This is a genomic window from Streptomyces sp. PH10-H1, assembly GCF_030063355.1.
Lineage (GTDB): Bacteria > Actinomycetota > Actinomycetes > Streptomycetales > Streptomycetaceae > Actinacidiphila.
In genome coordinates this window covers 1-17815 of record NZ_JASISZ010000041.1, presented here as the reverse complement: position 1 = coordinate 17815, position 17815 = coordinate 1, and the positions used below count along the sequence as shown (strand labels likewise).

Annotated in this window: 20 protein-coding genes and 1 pseudogene; 7 read left to right on the top strand and 14 right to left on the bottom strand. The window is 67.5% G+C overall.

Translation table 11 applies throughout. The features are described 5' to 3' along the window. Positions 1 to 127 precede the first annotated feature (127 nt). Both QMK24_RS23665 and QMK24_RS23660 read right to left on the bottom strand, forming a co-directional pair. A complete protein-coding gene (locus QMK24_RS23665) occupies positions 128 to 823 on the bottom strand; it encodes a hypothetical protein (RefSeq protein ID WP_283468668.1) in 696 nt (231 codons plus the stop codon). A gap of 617 nt (positions 824 to 1440) precedes the next feature. Then, positions 1441 to 1686, bottom strand: a complete 246-nt coding sequence (locus QMK24_RS23660) for a hypothetical protein (protein WP_283468667.1) — start codon at positions 1684 to 1686, stop codon at positions 1441 to 1443. 1036 nt (positions 1687 to 2722) lie between these two features. On the opposite strand from QMK24_RS23660, the gene QMK24_RS23655 reads away from it, so the two are divergent. Then, the gene (locus QMK24_RS23655; protein ID WP_283468666.1) at positions 2723 to 4942 is read left to right on the top strand and encodes an MMPL family transporter; all 2220 of its coding nucleotides are present in this window, start codon (positions 2723 to 2725) and stop codon (positions 4940 to 4942) included. Between the two features lie 376 nt (positions 4943 to 5318). On the opposite strand, the gene QMK24_RS23650 is transcribed toward QMK24_RS23655, so the two are convergent. Next, positions 5319 to 5639, bottom strand: coding sequence for a putative quinol monooxygenase (locus tag QMK24_RS23650; RefSeq protein WP_283468665.1), 321 nt, complete (start codon positions 5637 to 5639; stop codon positions 5319 to 5321). 171 nt (positions 5640 to 5810) lie between these two features. Between QMK24_RS23650 and QMK24_RS23645 the strand changes: the two genes are divergently transcribed. The 6 genes from QMK24_RS23645 to QMK24_RS41540 all read left to right on the top strand — a co-directional run bounded on the left by QMK24_RS23645 (position 5811) and on the right by QMK24_RS41540 (position 9720). Further along, entirely contained in the window at positions 5811 to 6140 is a 330-nt protein-coding gene (locus QMK24_RS23645) for a helix-turn-helix domain-containing protein (protein WP_349307881.1), read from the top strand. Between the two features lie 423 nt (positions 6141 to 6563). Next, the gene (locus tag QMK24_RS23640) at positions 6564 to 6752 is read left to right on the top strand and encodes a hypothetical protein (RefSeq protein ID WP_283468663.1); all 189 of its coding nucleotides are present in this window, start codon (positions 6564 to 6566) and stop codon (positions 6750 to 6752) included. Positions 6753 to 7083: 331 nt separating this feature from the next. Next, positions 7084 to 7557: a carboxymuconolactone decarboxylase family protein gene (locus tag QMK24_RS23635; RefSeq protein ID WP_283468662.1), complete on the top strand. Its 474-nt coding sequence runs from the start codon at positions 7084 to 7086 to the stop codon at positions 7555 to 7557. Positions 7558 to 7732: 175 nt separating this feature from the next. Further along, positions 7733 to 8656 (top strand): RNA polymerase sigma-70 factor, encoded by a 924-nt coding sequence (locus QMK24_RS23630; RefSeq protein ID WP_283468660.1) that lies wholly within the window; start codon positions 7733 to 7735, stop codon positions 8654 to 8656. Positions 8657 to 8754: 98 nt separating this feature from the next. Then, on the top strand, positions 8755 to 9093 hold the full coding sequence (locus tag QMK24_RS23625; RefSeq protein ID WP_283468657.1) for a hypothetical protein: 339 nt from the start codon (positions 8755 to 8757) through the stop codon (positions 9091 to 9093). A 93-nt stretch (positions 9094 to 9186) separates the two neighbouring features. Further along, positions 9187 to 9720 (top strand): putative immunity protein, encoded by a 534-nt coding sequence (locus QMK24_RS41540; RefSeq protein WP_349307882.1) that lies wholly within the window; start codon positions 9187 to 9189, stop codon positions 9718 to 9720. 268 nt (positions 9721 to 9988) lie between these two features. Here QMK24_RS41540 and QMK24_RS23620 read toward each other — a convergent pair whose 3' ends face one another. The 11 genes and pseudogenes from QMK24_RS23620 to QMK24_RS23575 form a co-directional block, all read right to left on the bottom strand. After that, positions 9989 to 10192, bottom strand: coding sequence for a hypothetical protein (locus tag QMK24_RS23620; protein WP_349307883.1), 204 nt, complete (start codon positions 10190 to 10192; stop codon positions 9989 to 9991). A 389-nt stretch (positions 10193 to 10581) separates the two neighbouring features. Then, entirely contained in the window at positions 10582 to 10770 is a 189-nt protein-coding gene (locus QMK24_RS23615) for a hypothetical protein (protein WP_283468656.1), read from the bottom strand. 29 nt (positions 10771 to 10799) lie between these two features. Then, a complete protein-coding gene (locus QMK24_RS41900; RefSeq protein WP_502962572.1) occupies positions 10800 to 11324 on the bottom strand; it encodes a transposase in 525 nt (174 codons plus the stop codon). Between the two features lie 225 nt (positions 11325 to 11549). Then, complete coding sequence (locus tag QMK24_RS23610) at positions 11550 to 12275, bottom strand: class I SAM-dependent DNA methyltransferase (RefSeq protein ID WP_283468655.1); 726 nt, start codon at positions 12273 to 12275, stop codon at positions 11550 to 11552. 74 nt (positions 12276 to 12349) lie between these two features. Continuing rightward, positions 12350 to 13201 (bottom strand): DUF3050 domain-containing protein, encoded by an 852-nt coding sequence (locus tag QMK24_RS23605; protein ID WP_283468654.1) that lies wholly within the window; start codon positions 13199 to 13201, stop codon positions 12350 to 12352. Positions 13202 to 13214: 13 nt separating this feature from the next. Continuing rightward, a complete protein-coding gene (locus QMK24_RS23600) occupies positions 13215 to 13937 on the bottom strand; it encodes a tRNA-dependent cyclodipeptide synthase (RefSeq protein ID WP_283468652.1) in 723 nt (240 codons plus the stop codon). Beyond that, entirely contained in the window at positions 13934 to 15451 is a 1518-nt protein-coding gene (locus QMK24_RS23595; RefSeq protein WP_283468651.1) for a class I adenylate-forming enzyme family protein, read from the bottom strand. Before QMK24_RS23595 ends, QMK24_RS23600 begins: the two co-directional genes overlap by 4 nt. Positions 15452 to 15765: 314 nt before the next feature. Next, a complete protein-coding gene (locus QMK24_RS23590; RefSeq protein WP_283468650.1) occupies positions 15766 to 16140 on the bottom strand; it encodes a class I SAM-dependent methyltransferase in 375 nt (124 codons plus the stop codon). Positions 16141 to 16366: 226 nt separating this feature from the next. Continuing rightward, entirely contained in the window at positions 16367 to 16987 is a 621-nt protein-coding gene (locus QMK24_RS23585; protein WP_283468649.1) for an L-threonylcarbamoyladenylate synthase, read from the bottom strand. Beyond that, a complete protein-coding gene (locus QMK24_RS23580; RefSeq protein ID WP_283468648.1) occupies positions 16971 to 17147 on the bottom strand; it encodes a hypothetical protein in 177 nt (58 codons plus the stop codon). Before QMK24_RS23580 ends, QMK24_RS23585 begins: the two co-directional genes overlap by 17 nt. Before the next feature lie 182 nt (positions 17148 to 17329). Beyond that, positions 17330 to 17491 (bottom strand): annotated as a pseudogene (locus QMK24_RS23575) (GNAT family N-acetyltransferase); the annotation flags it as partial. Positions 17492 to 17815 lie beyond the last annotated feature (324 nt).

Genomic DNA, 17815 nt, shown 5'->3' with positions numbered 1-17815 from the left:
CGGGAGGCGAGTGTTGCTGGCCGTGGCGCCGGGCGGTGCGGGATGAGTGCTCCGGTGCCCCGGCGGGGCGGATCCATCGGGCGGGTGAGTGCTCGACGCCGTAGCGACGGCTGATCCGCTCGTTCGGTCAGCTCTGGCGGGAAACCGGCACGTTCTGCAGGGTCAGGTTGTGGGAATCGGGCCAGAAAACGTCGTGCGCAGTGATCGTGAGGTGGGTGGCCGATGGGGCTACGTCCCACAGGATGGTGATGAGCCTGCTGGTCTGGTTGAGCGGCGGGTCCTCGTCGACGCTTCCCGGGAGTGGTAGGGGTTCCAGCTTGCTGCTGCTTGCGACGTCGCTGAACCGGTAGGTCATTATCCTGGTGGGGTTGTCGGCAGGCTGTATACGGGTGACGCAGCTGGTGACCGTGATCGATGGCTTGGGCGTGCCCGCCCAGTCGTTGGTCGCGCCGCGGGTTACCGAGACGACCGTGTAGCGGATTCCGTAGCCTTCCACGGTCCATGGCGGCGGGCCGGTCGCCTCGCGCACCGGGTCGGCGGAGGACGCCGTCTTTTTCGGGCATGGTGGCGCGGGCGCGGGCGTGGGTGATGTTGTTCGTTGGGTCGTGCTGTGGCCGGGGGACGAGGTCGGTTGAGCGGTGCTGTGGCCGAGGCCGGGGCCGTGGGGTATGGAGTTGTTGTCGTTTCTATTCGTGGCGAGGTTGACACCGAGCACGGTGAGGACGCCGGCCACCACAAGCCCGGCGATGACCGGGTGGGCGGTGATCTTCCAGAGCCAGGCCAGGATCGATGCGGGCTCTTTGGGCGGGTGGGGGTTGGTCATCGGGCAGTCCTGTCAGCGGGTGGGCACGAGCGTCGTCAGGCTCCGGTGAGGGTTGCCACTGATCAGAAGGGTTCGGCGTAGCCGGCGAGTTGGCGTAGAGGCGCAAGTAGCGGTCGTTGGCGTGGCCGGGTTGGCGTTCAAGTTCAGCACGGTTGTGACCTCCGGTCTCCGAAAACCGATATCCGGTAGCCGAAGGCCCTTGGACAGTGCGGGTGAAGCACACCGAGATGGCGTTCGGGGTCGGTGGTCTCCGCGTCGTGAAGATGAATCGGCCCCGCAGCCGGTCCGCAACGGTATGCCTTCTCCGCCCTGACCGCCGGCCCGATGAAGAATTCTTGCTGAGTGGCTTGTTGCGTTAGGGAGAACGGAAGAACTTCTGGGGGAGCAGGTCACCGGACGACGCCGTCACGAGTGAGCAGGCGATTTCCCGGCAACCATCCGTCCGGTTGCCCCGGTTGCCCCGGGCGCCGTCGGCGGCGCCCGGGGCAATGCCCACCTTCGCCCGGACTCTGCCATGGCTGGACCGCATACGTCAGAGGGTGTGGCTCCTCTTCCGCTCCACCTGACGCCGGTCCCTTTCCTGGCGCAGCGGGAGACATGGGCGATACCCCGGTACGTCAGGTGTCCGAGGGACGCCGATGGCGCGTCATGGGACGCGTCGTCGGCCCTCTGGCACGGGAGTCGTGGCCCGCAGTCGCCTCGTGCTGCGGCAGGGACCGGGCGTCCGCAAAGGGCAAGGGCGGCGCAATGCCGTCACGCTCGCCAGCGTCGACCTCGGCCTGCTTCACCCAGTCCCGCACCGCGGTCTCGGTCAGATCGAAGTCCTTCGGGATCTGACCGACCGAGGGGTCACCACGCAGCACAGCTCGACGATCTCGGCCTTGAACTCCGGCGTGAACGAACGACGAGGCCGAGGCTTCTTCTTCCCCATGCTCTCCATCTGCTCTCCATGATGGACATCCTCCCCGGGGCGAACCCCCAGAGCTCGAATGGCCGTCACAGCGGATCAAGCCCACCCACCAGCTGCACCACCTGTGGCGTCACCGCTGAAGGGCCCCCATCACCGTTCCTACCGGCGTCTCGCGAGCGGCGCCGCACAGGCACCGCAGGATCTGCGGCCGCCTGTAGCCGGTGAGAGGCCGTGCTCGACGCGTCCACGTGCGCGGCCATCGTCGCCCTGCTCACCGGCATCCTGGTGACCCGGAGCCAGCTGTCCCAGACCTTGCAGCCCGTCCTCAGCTGGTCGGCCTGGTCAGGTCAGAGCCGTGAGGTGCCGGACTCCTCGCGGACGGTGGTCCTCATCAACGCGGGCGGTGGACGCGCCGTCGTGAGCTCCGTGACCTACCGCGTGCGGGTGTCCCCACACTATGTGGGCCAGGCTGAGATCCCGTTGGGCTGGATCTCCTGGCACACCGCGATCGAGAACCCTGCGGCGCTCGGGCTGGACTGGGACCACGATTTCTACCTCCTTCACCTGGATTCCGGAGCAGCCATACCGACGACGAGCAACGCCCGGGAAGGACTGGAACTTCTCGTGTTGGGCCCCGAGGCCGTTGGACGGCTGTCCGTACTCGACATCAGATTTCAGGCCACCGATGTGCGGGGGGACGTTCATCAACGCGATCTGCAGTGCATCCGCCCCGGACGAGTTGAGAGCGGACCGCAACCACCCAGTCCGGCAGACGGCGCAGTCACGGGACGGCGTCGCCGTGTGCGGCGGGAGCGGGGGTCGATGCTCGGGCGAGGTGGCTCATACCGCTCAGGGAGCCTGCGACGCCCCGCTCTCGTACGGAGGGCCGCCGGGGGCCATGGACGCCACCGCACCGGCGCTAGGGCGCGGGCACCTCATGAGCGACGCATCTGACGGCGGATGGTGCCACCGCCGGAAGTGATCAAAACGTGCCGACTTACCTGATAGCGGAGGAAATGGACGCTAGACTCGCGCAAACCTACAGCGTGAGGGTGGCCGGTATGCGACGGTGGGCCGAGTTCGTTCTGCGGCATCGCAAGGCGATTGTGGCTTTTTGGGGCCTGGTGCTGTTTGCAGGCGTGCTGCTGGCCGGCCGGACGACGGATCGGCTGACGATCGACTTCTCACTGCCGGGCCAGCCCGGCACCGTGACGGCGCACAAGATCGAGCAGGCCTTCGGCAGCGGCGGCAACACCAGTCCGTATCTTGTCTCGGTCACGCTCCCGGCCGGGCAGACGATCCCTGGTCACGAGGCCGACATCGGCCGGGTGTTCACGGCGGTCGGCGACGCGGTTCCGAACGTGCGGGTGATCGACGAGGCGAACACCGGCGACAAGGCATTCCGGACGAAAGACGACCGCACTGCCTATGCGCTGGTGTTCTACCGGTTCAACCCCTCACCGAGTCAGAAGCTGCTGACCGATCCGATCCACTTGGCGGCTCAGAACGCAATGCCCTCCGGCGCGGCGGTCGGGGTGACGGGTCTGGACACGCTGGCCTCCGGGGGCAATGACAGTGGAGGGCCGGGGGTGCTCGGGGAGACGCTCCTCGGCGCCGTCGGCGCCCTCGCCGTACTCGCCTTCGTGTTCGCGTCGTTCCTCGCCCTGCTGCCGCTGGTGGTGGCCGCGGTGTCGATCCTCGCGACCTTCGTGATGCTGCTGCCGCTCACCTACGCCACCGATGTGTCGTTCATCGTGCAGTTCCTGGTCGCCCTCATCGGCCTGGGCGTGGCGATCGACTACTCGCTGCTGTTCGTCACCCGCTGGCGCGAGGAGCGCGACCGCGGCCGGGACAACCACGAAGCGGTCGTGATCGCGATGGAACGGGCCGGGCATGCGGTGGTGTTCAGCGGCGTGACGGTAGCCATCGGCCTGCTCGCCCTGATCGTCCTCCCGGTTCCGTTCCTGCGCAGCATGGGCTACGGCGGGGCGCTCATCCCGCTGGCGAGCGTGCTGACGACGCTCACCCTCACCCCGGCGATCCTGGGCGGCATCGGGCCGCGGGTCGACTGGCCCAAGATCCGCCACGAGAACCGGGCAAGCCGTGCCTGGAGCCGGTGGACCGCCGCCGTGGTGCGGCGCCGCTGGATTGCGGCCGGCGCCGCGCTGGCCGCGCTGGCGGCCCTGATCGGCGTTTTCCTCGGTATCAAGATCGGCCTTGCCTCCTCGGAATCGCTGGCCAAGAGCGGCCCGGCGTACGAGACCCTGACCACTTTGAAGCGTGGCGGCGTCCCGACCGGCGCGCTGACCCCGATGGAGGTCCTGGTCCGCACCGACCAGGCCCAGCCGGTTGCCGCCGAGCTGGCCAAGGTCGACGGCGTGAGGGGGGCGTTCGTGCCCGCAGGGCCGGCCGGCAACCGGGGCGGACAGAGCATCGTCGTGGTCATCCCGGACGACGAGACGGTGAACTCGAAGAGCGTCGGCGTGGTCAAGCGGGTTGAGAACGCCACGGAGAACTTTCCCGGGGTCGTCGGCGTCGCCGGCATCGGGGCGGCCCAGATCGACTTCATGCACGCCGTCTACGGCAACTTCCCGCTGATGCTCACGATCATCGCGCTGTTGACGTACGTGCTGCTCGTCCGCGCCTTCCGCTCGCTGCTGCTGCCGCTCAAGGCGGTGCTGCTCAACCTGATCTCGCTCGGGGCGACGCTCGGGCTGATGGTGATCTTCTGGCAGAACGGTCACGGCTCCAACGCGATCTTCGGCATCCAGGCCACCGGCGCCATCACGTTCTGGATCCCGCTCATGGTCTTCGCATTCCTGTTCGGCTTGTCGATGGACTACGAGGTGTTCATCCTGTCCCGCATCCGCGAGGAGTACGACGCCCCGCGATCGACCAACGCAGCCGTCATCGAGGGCGTCGGCCGTACGGGCCGGCTCGTCACCAGCGCCGCGCTGATCCTCTTCCTCGCCTTCGCCGCGCTCGCCTCCGGCCCCGGCACCGACCTCAAGACCCTGGCGACCGGCCTCGGCATCGGCATCCTTCTGGACGCAACCATCGTGCGGATGGTGCTCGTTCCATCCCTCGTCTCGCTGTTCGGCTCGTGGAACTGGTACCTGCCGGGCTGGGCAGCCCGTCCGCTGCGCGTACAGCCGTCCTACCCGCACCCAGAGCGGGCGGAGCCCGAGTCGGGGGCACCCGTGGGTTGAATCACCGGCCGCTCCTCCTAGTACTACGGCAGTCCGGGAGCCGGTAACCAGCTGACCGGGCGAATTGCCCAGTGTGCGGGCTTGATCAGGGGTTCGATCCTTGGGGTTCCGACGGGTTGACGCCGTCGTTCGCGCTCTGCGGCTGCTGCTTCATCGAGTTCGGCTATGAGGACGCCTCGAACGCGGGGGTGAGGACCGCGCGAGCCGCATGGATTGGGCGTCAGGTACCGGATCGTGAACGGCCTGGCGAGAGCCTCGTCGAGCACACTGGCCACGTGCGTGAAGTGCGGGGTGGTGAAGCGCAGGTCGAGGGACTCCCTGCCGGTCCATTCTTCGATGATGACCATTCTGGACGGCTGGTTGGGGTCGGCTCCCGTCAGGCGTTGTTGTCGATGGAGGTGGTGGGGTCTTCGATGCGGGTGCCCTTGATGAGCCAGACCGGCCCCTTGGCGAACTTCTCGGTGATCGCGAAGAACTTCGCGAAGTGTTCGCCCTTGCAGTGTGCGTCGAAGGCGGCCTCGTCGTCGTACGCCTCATTCAGGTAGAAGCACCCTGGATTATCCGCATCAGCGATCAGCTCGAAGCGTCGCGTCCCGTGTTCGTCGCGGCCGGAGTTGCGGCCGTCCTCGAGCGCGGCGGCGATGAACTCCTCGCGGTGCTCGGCGGGGACATCGAAGGAAACGGCAATGTGGTACACGGAATTCTCATTTCTGTATCTGTCGTGCGCGGGTGCGGTCGAGGAGGTTTCCCTCCCCGCCACCCGCTGTGTGCTCCATCCTGCTGCGGCGCCGGGCGACCACCCAGGGCTGAACTCGTACCGGGAACCCGGCAACCTGGGTACTGGCAGAACCCCTTTAAGGTCTCCGGCATGGACGGCAGAGCTGAACTGGGAGCGTTTCTCCGCTCGCGCCGGGCGCGCATCAAGCCCGAAGACGTGGGTCTTGGCAGATACGGTGAGCGCCGCCGGGTCCCCGGGCTGCGCCGCGAGGAGCTCGCCCAACTGGCGGGCGTGAGCGTCGACTACTTCGTACGGTTCGAGCAGGGCCGTGGCGAGAACGTCTCGGATGCGGTGATCGGCTCCGTGGCCAGCGCCCTGGGTCTGACCGGGACCGAGCGGACCCACCTGTTCAACCCGGCCCGTGCCGTCAGCCCGCGCCCCGCCGCCGCACCGCAGCGCCAGCAGCTGCGTCCGGGCTAAGCGATCTTGAATACGTGGGCTGCGGCGGGTTTCGTCGCGGCGGCCGGCCGTGTCAGGGCACGGCCGACGGCGGTGCGCAGTTCCTGGGGCACCGACGAAAGTCGCTGACCGGTGCGGACCGCCGTCGTTCGCGGTCCCGGTTCCCAGGTCGTGGGTGATCGTTTCCCGTTGCTCGATCGACCAGCCCGGCCAAGTCCGGTGACATGAAGATCCCTGCGCTCAACAGTGGCCGCCGCGCAGGGGAAGCAGTGGTTCGAGGTCGACAGCGCCTACGACGAGTTCGCGTTCAGCGAGCCGGAGCTCGCGTTCGCTGGCCGCGTTGCGCGAGCGCGCCGCATCCTGGGCGGTGGATTTCGCACCCAGCTGGGTGGGGCGGCCAGAGGATGATTCGACCTGCGCCCTCTCATGTTCGGGGACTTCGGGGTGCACTTGTTCGGCACGGGGGTGCGCGCCGACAAGCTCCACAACCAGTTCTACTACCTCCCCAGAATCGCGGCCAGAGCTTTGAAAACGGCCACCCCCTGCTCGGGGGTGACCCACACCTGCTCGATGGATCTCCTCACCCATATGGCACCTGACCTGCGGCCGGACGCCACAAAGGAGGGCGCATGACCCAGATACGCCGCCCCGGACGGCTACGGCCAGGCGTCCTGACCGCCCGCTCACAGGAAGGCTCCGCCATGTCCGCTGAGCAGTTCGGACGCTGGACCAGCGTCGATGCCACCGACTTCGTCAAGGAGCGGCCAGGACACCGCGCGCGCGCTGGCGTGCAGCCTGTACGCCCTCATGCTGGGAGCCGTCACCTTCCCCCGGGTACTGGAGTACTTCGTCGGCTGACGCCCCCCGGCGGCGGGGAGACACAGGTCACATCCGTCCATGTCACAGGGGGTCGGGCTACCACGTCTCAGGGGTGTAGCCACTGACGACCACGGAGGAGCACACCATGGACGCGCGACTGAACTACTTCGCCAGCCCCACCGCCGGCAAGGCCCTCAAGCACGTCATGTCGGCGGGCAAGGCGATCAAGGACTCGCCGCTGCCGGCCGCGACGCAGGAGCTGGTGGCGCTGCGCGTGAGCCAGATCAACGGCTGCGCCGTCTGCATCGACATGCACACCAAGGAGGCCGCCGCTGCCGGCGAGACCCCGGTGCGGCTGAACCTGGTGGCGGCGTGGCGGGAGGCCACGGTCTTCACCGAGGCCGAGCGTGCCGCGCTGGAGCTGGCGGAGCAGGGGACGCGGATCGCGGATGCGGCCGGCGGGGTCACTGACGAGGTGTGGGCGTATGTCGCCAAGCACTACGACGAGGAGCAGCTCACCGCCCTGGTGGTCCTGGTCTCCTTCATGAACATGGCGAACCGGCTGAACGTCATCACCCAGCAGCCGGCCGGCAACTACGAACCCGGGCAGTTCCACTGAACGCCACGGGCACGGGCATGAGCACGGGCAACTGGCCCGGGGGCCGGCTGCGGGCCACCGGGCCCCGGGCTCGGGGGCGTTACTCTGGCCTGCCGGTGGTCCGGCTGATCACAGGAAGCTGCCTGCGCCGGCCAGTACGGTCAGGTGGGAGGGGATCAGGGGGAGGGGAGTCGGCGTGAGTAAGGTCGAGGACTTCGAGGAGCTGCGGCCGCTGCTGTTTTCGATTGCCTACCGGATTCTGGGCAGCGTGAGTGAGGCCGAGGATGCGGTGCAGGAGACGTGGCTGCGCTTTGACGGCTCGGCGACCCGGCCCACGTCGACCAAGGCTTTTCTGTCGGCCGCGGTGACACGGATCTCGATCGATGTGCTGCGTTCTGCGCGGGTGCGGCGGGAGGAGTACGTCGGGCCGTGGTTTCCCGAGCCGCTGTTGAGCGATCCGTATCAGGATCCGGCGCGGTCGGTGGAGCTGGCCGACTCGGTGTCGATGGCGGCGCTGCTGCTGCTGGAGCGGCTCAGCCCGCTGGAGCGGGCGGTGTTTGTGCTGCGGGAGGTGTTCGGCTTCGGGTTCGACGAGGTCGCCGCGGCGGTGGGGCGCTCGGAGGCGGCGTGCCGGCAGCTGCTGGTGCGGGCGCGGCGGCATATGGAGGCCGGGCGGCCGCGGTTCGCAGTGGACCGTCAGGAGCGGCAGGAGCTGGCGACGCGGTTCTTCGACGCGCTGAGGAACGGCGATGTGGGCGGGCTGCAGAATCTGCTGTCCGCCGACGTGCAGTTGGTCGGGGACGGCGGCGGCAAGGCCCCGCAGCTGGCCAAGGCCATCATGGGCGCGGAGAACGTGGCCCGGGTGCTGGGCACGGTCTTCCCCTGGCTGATCCGGATCGACGTGACGTTCGAGCCGCACGAGGTCAACGGCCAGCCCGGCGCGATCTTCCGCGACCGCGACGGCAAGATCCTGCAGACCCTGGTCCTCGAGGTGCTCGACGGGCAGATTCAGACCATCCGCGGGGTGATCAATCCCGACAAGCTCGGCCACCTCGGGCCGGTCGCCGACGCCTGGGCCATTGACCGCGAGGTAAAGCAGGCCCGCCGACAGATGAACTGACCTCGACTGCGGTGCAGGCCGGCTCGTTCACCGGAGGCGGTCCGCGTTGGCGGACTACCTCGTCGGGGCGGCCCAGCGCGTGCAGCAGGTCGGCGCGGGTGGCGTGGAGGAGAGCGCCGCAAGCGCGGCAGGACATCGGCGGCGCCAGCGTCGCCGATGAGTCCATGCCGTCCATGGCCCTCCCCCTGCGCGAGCAGGAAATGAGCCTGCGCGACATCGCCAAGAAGCTCGTCATCATCAAGGGGGCGAAGAAGGGCCAACACCCCTCGCCCGCGACCGTCATACGCATGCTGCGCGAGCACGACGAACAGACCGCCGCCGACGACGTAGACGTGCCCGTCAGGACTCCAAGATCATGCCCGTGGCGGGTTTCTGGGGCGGTCCCAACCGGTCAGTGCATCACCCGCGACCACGCCAGCGTGACCGCGGTTCGCTGAGGGAACGGCTTGCGGGCGGTGGTCGACGGTGACCGGAGATGAGCTCGCGAGAGCGTCTCGGCACCGATTGGCGAGTTGCGGCAAGATTGAGCCGTGCCAACTGAGTCAGACAAGATTGAGCTGAGCGAACACGAACTTCGTGAGATCGCGGGCTACGCCGCTGATTGTGCGCGCAGGGCGCTGTCGATCTTCGAACAGAGTCTTCCTGCTGACCCGCGCCCTCGCGACGCGATCGATGCAGCACTCGCTTACGCTGGGGGCGGCCAGCGCACGGGCGCTCTGCGGCAGAGCGCGTGGGCGGCGTACAGAGCGGCACGAGAAGCCGCTTCACCCGCTGCGGTCGATGCGGCACGAGCGGCAAGCCATGCGGCCGCCGCTGCGTACCTTCATCCCAAGGCAAGCGCTCATCAGGTGAAACACATTCTCGGTGCGGCAGCGCATGCGGCACGAGCAGAAGAGTTGGCATCCGGAGAAGACCAGCGTGTCACTGCGGGGACCCTTGAATGGGCGCGTCATCACGCACCAACAGCGGTCACCGCGGTGCTCGGCCGTCTGCCCGCCGCACCTCCCGGAGGCGGGCGCGTGGGAGAGTTCATTCGCGATCTCGACGCCGCTCTCCGCGCCTGAGGGTGATCAGTTGCCAGAGGTCCGCAGAGGGATCCCCTACGGGTGTCCAGCGGCCTGCAGCTGGTGCCCGGAACCGCTCGGGCGCGGTGTCCCAGTCGAGGACGCGGCGCGGTCGAGTGTTGATGCGTTCTGCGATGTCGTCGAGGTCTCGCAGGGAGACCGGCGCAGGTCGTCACCCTTGGCGAGGTACTGCCTCCCAGGTCAGCGAACGCCGAAGGCTCGCCGCCACCGGGTCTCCCCCCGCCCTACCATCCTCACCCTGAAAACCTCAGAAACGGCGGCGGTTGAGTACGCCGATAAGTATGGCCAGGTCAGCGGCGCCCTCAGGGTCATCCGCGTAGCGGGTGGTCTGGAGGGGACCCACCTCGGGAAGGACAACGTCCTCGCGGGCCAGGACGTGGACCAGGGTCAGCAGGGCCGCGCGGGCATTGCCGTCCGTGAAAGGATGGAAGAACGCCACGTCGAGGTACACACGGGCAGCGCGGGCCGCGAGCGGGACCCGCCGGTCAGTCGCCTCGCGCAGGCAGGCGGCGAAGTCAGCCTGGGTGCGCGGGGTCAGGCCGTAGCGCTCGCGCCGCCCTTCGCATAGGCGTCACCCGTACGGAACGGCGCCTCTGTCCCGCCGAGGACCTCGCGCTGCCAGCTGGCCAGCAGAGCGAAGCCAAGCGGGGCGCGGCGTGCGGCATCGGCGCGGGCCGGGTGTGAGCGGAGAGCAAGCGCTCGGCGCGGGCGGGGTCGCGTCGGCGGACCGGCCCTGCGCACCAGGCCCGGAAGCCGTCGCGCGCAGGCAACTCCCGTCGCAAGGCGGGTGCGCGGCGCCAGTCGGCCTCGCATCGAACGCGCAGCCAGGTCGTGAGGCTGTCAACGGCGGTCAGGGAACTCCTCCAGAGCGGCCCGCTCGCGGTGGTCCTGGTAGGGGAGATGGCCGGTGAGGGCGACGGCGAGGTCCTCGCCGACCGAGTCGATCAGTATCCGGCCGGGGGTGACCCAGCTCTTGAACTGGCCGCCGATCGCGGTCTCCACCGCCTGATCGGCTTCTGCCTGGTCCACGCAGGTGGTGGTGAGAAACCAGCGCAACGTCAGTCCGGCCAGCCCGTACCAACCGCCCTCGGCACCCGAGTCCAATCGGACCGAGGCCCGCGCCAGATGCCAGCTGCGATCCTCGGGAGAGGCTTCTGGCGGCGGCGCCAGCTCTGCAAAGCACTGAGCCAGACTCTCCAACCACTCCCGCCACTCCAGCAGCGCGGCGACGACGCGGGCGGCCTTGTGGCCGGTTGTGGTGCCGACTCGAAGCAGAGGTTGCGGCTGCGGGTGCGTTGGCGGCGCTCAGTAGCGGCCTGGCGGCGGGCGGCTGCTTGCTGGTCATGGTGGGGGCGGATGGTGAGATTCCGCCCCAGCTTGTTCTTGGTGCACCGCTCCCGCAGTGGGCATGCGGTGCACTTTTGGGCGAAGAAGGTTTTGCGCTGGAGATGCTGGCCGGCGGGCTCACCGAGCGGAACGGTGTGGCCGGCCGGGCAGGTCACGGCGGCGGTGTTGATGAGGAAGTAGTCCAGGGTGAACCCGCCGGGGATGGCAGGCTTGAGCGCGGCGGGTTTGCAGAACATTCGGTGTCCGGCCGCGGTCAGCGCGGCAGCCCTTCACCGCGTCCTGAGCGAAGGATCCGAGCTTGCGCGGGGCTGACTGGATGACAGCGACGCTACCGAATGGCACCAGGAGGTGCAGCTGACCCTCCGGGCACTGGAATAGCGGTGATTACCCGCGGTGGCGTCTCCACAGAACAAGAGCCAGAGCCCGTGAAACTGACACAGCCATCTCGTGCGAATCCCGGGTCATTCCTTGTACGCGCTGAGAAGGAGGCTCGGCGGGCTCTTCAGCAGCCGACTGAGACGTGCGGCGCTGTCGGAGGAGACGGGGGAGTGTGTCATCTCCTCCCAGCCGACGCGGGTGAATCCAGCGGATTCCACGGCCCGTGCGAGACTCGCCGCCGGCCAATAGTGCACCTGCACCGATGCGGGGGGAGTCGCGGGAATCGTGACGGTGAAGGGGTCTCCCTCACGGGCGTCGGCCGGGCGGTCCACGAGGAAACCGAAATCTCGTGCCGTATCCGTGTCACATTCCGCGTTCCCGACGTAGGCCAGCAGCCTGCCGCCGGGGGCGAGGTTCGAGGAGATCCGCTTGCACATGCCGTCCAGCTTCGCTCTGCTGTCCGCGTAGTGCAGCACGTTGACGGCGATTACCAGGTCGAACGAGCCCAGCGTAGGCATCGTCGCCACGTCATGCACGTGGTACTGGATTCCCAGTGGCTGCTCCGTCTCGGCGACTTCGGCCAGCCGGATCATCTCACTGGAAGAATCCATCCCCACCACATGCTCGGCGCCTCTCTGCGCAACCATCCGCGCATAGAGGCCATCGCCGCAACCCACGTCCAGCACCCGCTTTCCATGCACCGGCCCCAAGGCACGGAAGAACGAAGGAAACTCCACGTTCTCGCGATAGAAGTGGATGGGCTTCTCGATATCGGCGAGTCGTGCGGCGAGCGTGTCGTACTGCGTCATGAGTGCCCCTCACAGTGGAGTCGAGATGAAGATCAAGTACAAGGAGACCTCGCGCGGCGTCCTCGCGGTCAACGTCATTGAGTGCTGCCGGAATCGGCGCCTGCCGCCTCTCGCAGGGCGCTCAGGGAGTGGTCCGACCCGGCCGCATCGAGGGCGGCCATGATGCCGTCCCACAGGGCGCGGCGCGCGCGCATCGCCGTGCGGACGGTCTCGGCGCACTCCCGCCACTTCGCCTGGTCGTCACCGCACAGGTCGGCCAGCATCGCCATGGCCATCGGGGTGTGCTCCTCGCCGTCGACCTCGATATGGCGGGCGAGATAGTCGCGGAAGATGCTCAGTCGGCCACCCTGGTCGTCGATCTTGACGATCTGATCGAACATCTCCGGGATGAGGTCCTCGCGTCCGAAGGCGAACGCGGCCGCCTGGCAATGGACCGGCGCGGCCTCGACGAAGCCCCAGGTGGCATTGACGAAGTCGGCCGCGGCCGCCGGCACGTGCGCGTTCTTGAGCGCGGAGCGGACGTCCTCGCCGGCGCGGATGCGGGCCAGAAAGTCGTCCATCGGTCCGGTGTCGGCACCGGCCTGGGCCATTCCGTCGAGATAGAGCTCGAAATGGCTGGTGAAACCGTCCCCCAGTGCGTCGCTCTCCTCCACCAGCACGATGTCGTTGATCAGGCGGCGGCTCTCGGAGGACCCTCGCGGTACCCAGGGCACATCGACACAGGTGAGCTCGCGCTGGAGGCACTTGAGCAGGGACATGAAGTCCCAGACGGCGAAAACGTGGTTCTCGGTGAATGTGTTGACGTCCCCGAGGGTGTTCAGGTGCCGGTACACCGGGTGGCCGACCACCTCCGAGCGAGCGGACGAAACAGCGGCCCGCAGCTCGTCGATGGCCGGATTCTGCCTGCCCCAGTCGTAACGTGACATCGAAATCCATTCCTCACTGAGTCGGGCGAATGGTGGCGTACGCCTGTCGGGGTGACGCCTGGATCAGGGACTTCCCGGAGAAGATGAGCTCTGCCAGTGGAAGTTGCCGGTGGTAGAAGTTCAGCGACGACGGGACACCGAAGATGTCGCTCGACGCCAGGAAGAAGGGGAGTTCGGCGGTCAGGTACCGCATGGCCCGTTCGATCTGGTCAGCGGTGAGCGGCCCGTCATGACCCCTGGCAGCGAGGACCTCTCGGCTCATCTCGGCACATGTCTGCCAAAGGACGCTGTCCTCGTTCAGTGCCTGCTCGCACTCCGCCAGCTTTTCACGGTAGACGGCGCCGGAAGCCAGATCCGACATTCGATGCAGACCGTCGACCGCCCGCGGTCCTCCATTGCTCTTCCAGGCCCGAGCCACTCTGTTGCACAGCACATTGATCTCGCCACGTGTCTTCTTCGCCGCGCGCTGCGGGTCGTAGCCGAGAGCGTGGTAAGTGTGCTCCAGCGCGGAATCCGGAATGACGACATCGACCTGGGCGAATTCCTCGCAGAGCCAGCCGAGGAGATCTGTCAGCCGTGCGAGCTGGAAGTAGCTGTTTCCGGGACTGATCCCGCAGACCACGTGCTGTCGCTGCTCCCAGATCAGACGTGATGCCCCGGTGAACGGTTCGACGGTGAAGGGCCCTCGCTGGAACACCCGGTTCAGATCCGCATCGTCGACCCGTGCCGTGGTCATGTCCACCGGCCGGTACCGGGGTAACCGGCTCCGGTCAGATACCGCCGACGGAGTTCCTCCCGGAGGATCTTTCCGGTTCCGGTGCGAGGCATGTCCTTGAAATCGATCACGATCGGCTCTGCCAATTCGGGCAGCCGGCGCACCGCCTGTCGCCAGTGCTCCCTGTCCAGCCGACCGTCAGGTGTGGCGACAACAGGTACCGGGGGGCCGTCGGGCACCGGGAGCAATGCCACGTCATGCCCTTCGGGCAGGTAGTCGACGATCACGTCCTCCTGCTCCAGGCAGCTCCCCCCGGGCGCGTAGTTGACCTCGCGGTCGAGGAGCTTGAGGGCACCGGTCCTGGTCTTGACGCCGATGTCACCGGTGTTCCACCACTCACCCACGGCCTTCTCGTTCCAGCGTTCGGGCTCCTGGTAGTAACCGACGCACCGTGCCTTCGTCCGCGCGAGCACCAGTCCTGGTCGACCGTTCGGCACCGGCTTGAAGGTCTTCGGGTCCACCACCTTGAGCTGGACAAAGCCGGGCATCGGCCGGCCCACCTTGCGGGGACCCGGTTGCTGGTCCCGCCGCTTGTTCGCCCTGTAGCGCGTGATGACGGTCATTCCCATTCCACCGGTCTCGGACTGCCCGTACCCCTCCCGCCACAGGGGGAACCGATGGTCGGAGGCGTTCAGGAACGTGCGAATCGTCGACCAGCGCATCGCGTCGAAGTTCCCCACGAACATGCGCACCGAGGAGAAGGCGTCACCCTGGTTTTCCTTGGCGAGTTTCTCCATCCGGAGAAAGTCGATCGGCAGCGCCTCGATCACCGTGGGACGGTGCTTCCGGAACAGCGGACCGACGACCTCGGAGTCGTTCTCGCTCATCAGCAGAACTTTGGCGGGCGACAAGGTCAGCACCGAATAGATCCAGGTGAAGGAGCGGGCGTGCACGTATGGCAGGAACATCGCCACGGTGTCGTTGCGGCGGTCGGTTATCGGCGGCAGATGGCGACATTCCAGCCTGGCCATCCGGCCCTGGAGTTTAGCCGGGGTGTACATGATGAGCTTCGGAATGCCGGTCGTGCCCGACGTGTGGGTGAGCATCATCAGCTCGTCGTCGCCGCGCGGAGCAGGGGACGGATCAGTGCCTCCGAGGACGTCCGCGAGGGCCATCGCGTTCGACACGCCCCCGTCAAGGCACAAGGTTCGCTCCGCGAACGAGGAGAGTGAGCTTCCGTCACCGCCCTTCTGTTCCAGCAGCCGCTGGTTGCTCACCAGTAGCTTCGGTTCGACACGCTGAAGCAGCGGGCGCACCGAGTCGGGGGGCAGCAGTCCCGACAGCATGACCGGAATCGCACCGATCCTGATCCCGGCAGCGGCGAGCAGCAGGCAGTCGAAGTGGTTGTCCTTGTACACGGCGAACCGGTCGCCGGGGCGGACCCCTGCCGCGTGCAGCGCGCCAGCGGTATTCCTTACGCATTCGGCGATCGCCGCCACGTCGAGGATCGTCTGACCGGTAGGGTCGATATCCATCGGGCGACTGAGGCGGAAAAGCATTGACTTTCCCTTTTCCGCCCTGCGGTCGAAAAGGAGCCCGACGCTCGACTTCCACAATTGGCTTCCAGGCACTGATTCCCCCGTTTCAGCTGAGTAACCCTGACGATCGGATAGGCTATGGTCGGATTATGCGGCCGGTCAAGAAGCGCGATTGACCTCGGCAAGATTCGTGAATTCCTCATGGAGCGCCTATGACTTTTGCATCCGGTGAGGCACCGAAAATCACCAGGGTTTGCCCTCGTTCTTCCTGCTCGAATTCTCATGCCGCCGCCCCGGGACCGCTGGGTGGTTCAGCGCCGGTGGGCCGTGCTGGTGACCTGCCAGCCGCGTTCCGCGAGCCACAGCGCGTCGGCGCCCTCGCCGCTGCCGACGTCGAGGGCGCGGCCTGGAGCGAGCCCGCTCGCCTCGGCGACCATCTGCGGGTTTGCCCTGCCGCTCCGCAGCGCCGGGCGGGCGCGGTAGCGGTCCTCCCAGGCCTCCCGCTCGAACAGGATGCGCAGCTGCTCGCGGTAGGACTCCACCGCCTCCCGGGTGTCCGCGGCGACCACCTGCGCGCTGCCGTCGGCGACGTTTCCCGCCACCCAGACCCCCGGCAGCTCCGTCGCCCCGGCCGGATCGCAGGGGATGCGGCTGCCGACGACCTCGCCGCCGAACTCGATGTCCACGGCGTGGTGAACTCGGGAGGCTGCGCAACGGGCAGTACACCGTCGGCGATCTCGCCGGCCAACGCGAGCATCTTCGCGCCGTTCCCGCCAATGATCCGGGGATAGGCCACATCGGGCGCGGGCGGCAAAGTCGGCGCGTCCATGCGCTCCAGGTAGTCGCGCATCATGGACAGCGGGCGGCCGAACTCGCGACAGGTGCTCGCCGCCTGCTGCGGGCGGGACGCGGCTACTCGAACCGCGTGAGGGCACCAGCCCCGCGGCGCAGGATCTGGCTCTCGCCGCTGGAGAAGTCGACGACGGTGGTGGGCTCGGTACCGCAGTCGCCTGAGTCGACCACGGCGTCCACCACGTGGTCGAGCCGTTCTTTGATCTCCCAGCCCTGCGTCATCGGCTCGGCCTCGTCGGGTAGCAACAGGGTGCTGGAGACCAGCGGCTCGCCGAGTTCGGCAAGCAGTGCCTGCGTCACGACGTGGTCCGGGATGCGGACGCCGACGGTCCTCTTCTTGGGGTGCTGCAGCTGACGCGGCACTTCCCTCGTCGCTGGCAGGATGAAGGTGTAGCTGCCCGGCGTCGCCGCCTTGATCGCCCGGAACACGTCATTGTCGATCTGCACGAACTGCCCCAGTTGCGCGAAGTTCTGGCAGATCAGAGTGAAGTGGTGCCGGTCATCGAGGTTCCGGATCGACCGGATGCGGTCGATGCCCTCGCGGTTGCCCAGCCGGCAACCCAGGGCGTAACAGGAGTCCGTCGGGTACGCGACAAGCGCACCCGACCGAATGCTGTCGGCCACACCGCTGATGATGCGCGGCTGGGGATTTTCGGGATGTACGTCAAAGTATCGTGCCATCGGCCAAGCCTAGACCGCAGGTGGAGAAACGCGTGTCCAGCCAGCGTGGGTGGGTTGGATCGACGTCGAGCAGTTCGAGGAGTTGGGCCTGGAAGCCGGTGTTGATGATGACCACGGGCGGGCTGGTGGCGGTGCCCGGTCTGATGCGGAGGTCGGACACGGCAGTGAGGATCAGATCGCCGGTGGGGCGGAAGGCGCGGGGGTTTCGAGGTAGAAGCCGCGCAGGGTGCGCTTGGATCCCAGGGCCTGGCGGACGCAACCTGCATGCCCGCTCGCAATCCCTGTGGGGCGGACGGTCTGTCAGGGCCCTGGCCGTCACTGAGGTCCTTCGGAACTGCCCGGTCACCGGGCAGATGCCGGCTGGCCGCGGTGACGCTCCCACTCGGGAGCGAGGATCGACGTCACAAGGTCGTCGACCCGCACGCCGTCATACAGCAGCGCATCGCGCCGGACGCCCTCCACGACGAACCCCGCCTTCTCATACACACGGCGGGCGCGCGGGTTGTCCGGCCCTTGCAGTTGCGGGTACGTCTCCGAGCGTCCCAACCGGAGCACTCGCACCATGCCCTCCGCATTCTCCGAAAAAGACAGGATTCAGCAGCGGCAAGGAACCCGGAGTACCTCGACGCCCGCGGGCTACCCCGGCCCCTGTGGTGGCGCCAAGGTAAATGACCTTGGAACCTCAAGATCCACGACTGAGGTCTGAGGTTCCCCCGGGATGCGGGAAGTGGTGACAGGCTGTCAGATGGGTCTCATGAGAGGAGCCCAGACGATGTCTGCCCCGAGGAAATACCCGTTGGAGTTGCGTGAGCGTGCGGTCCGGATGTA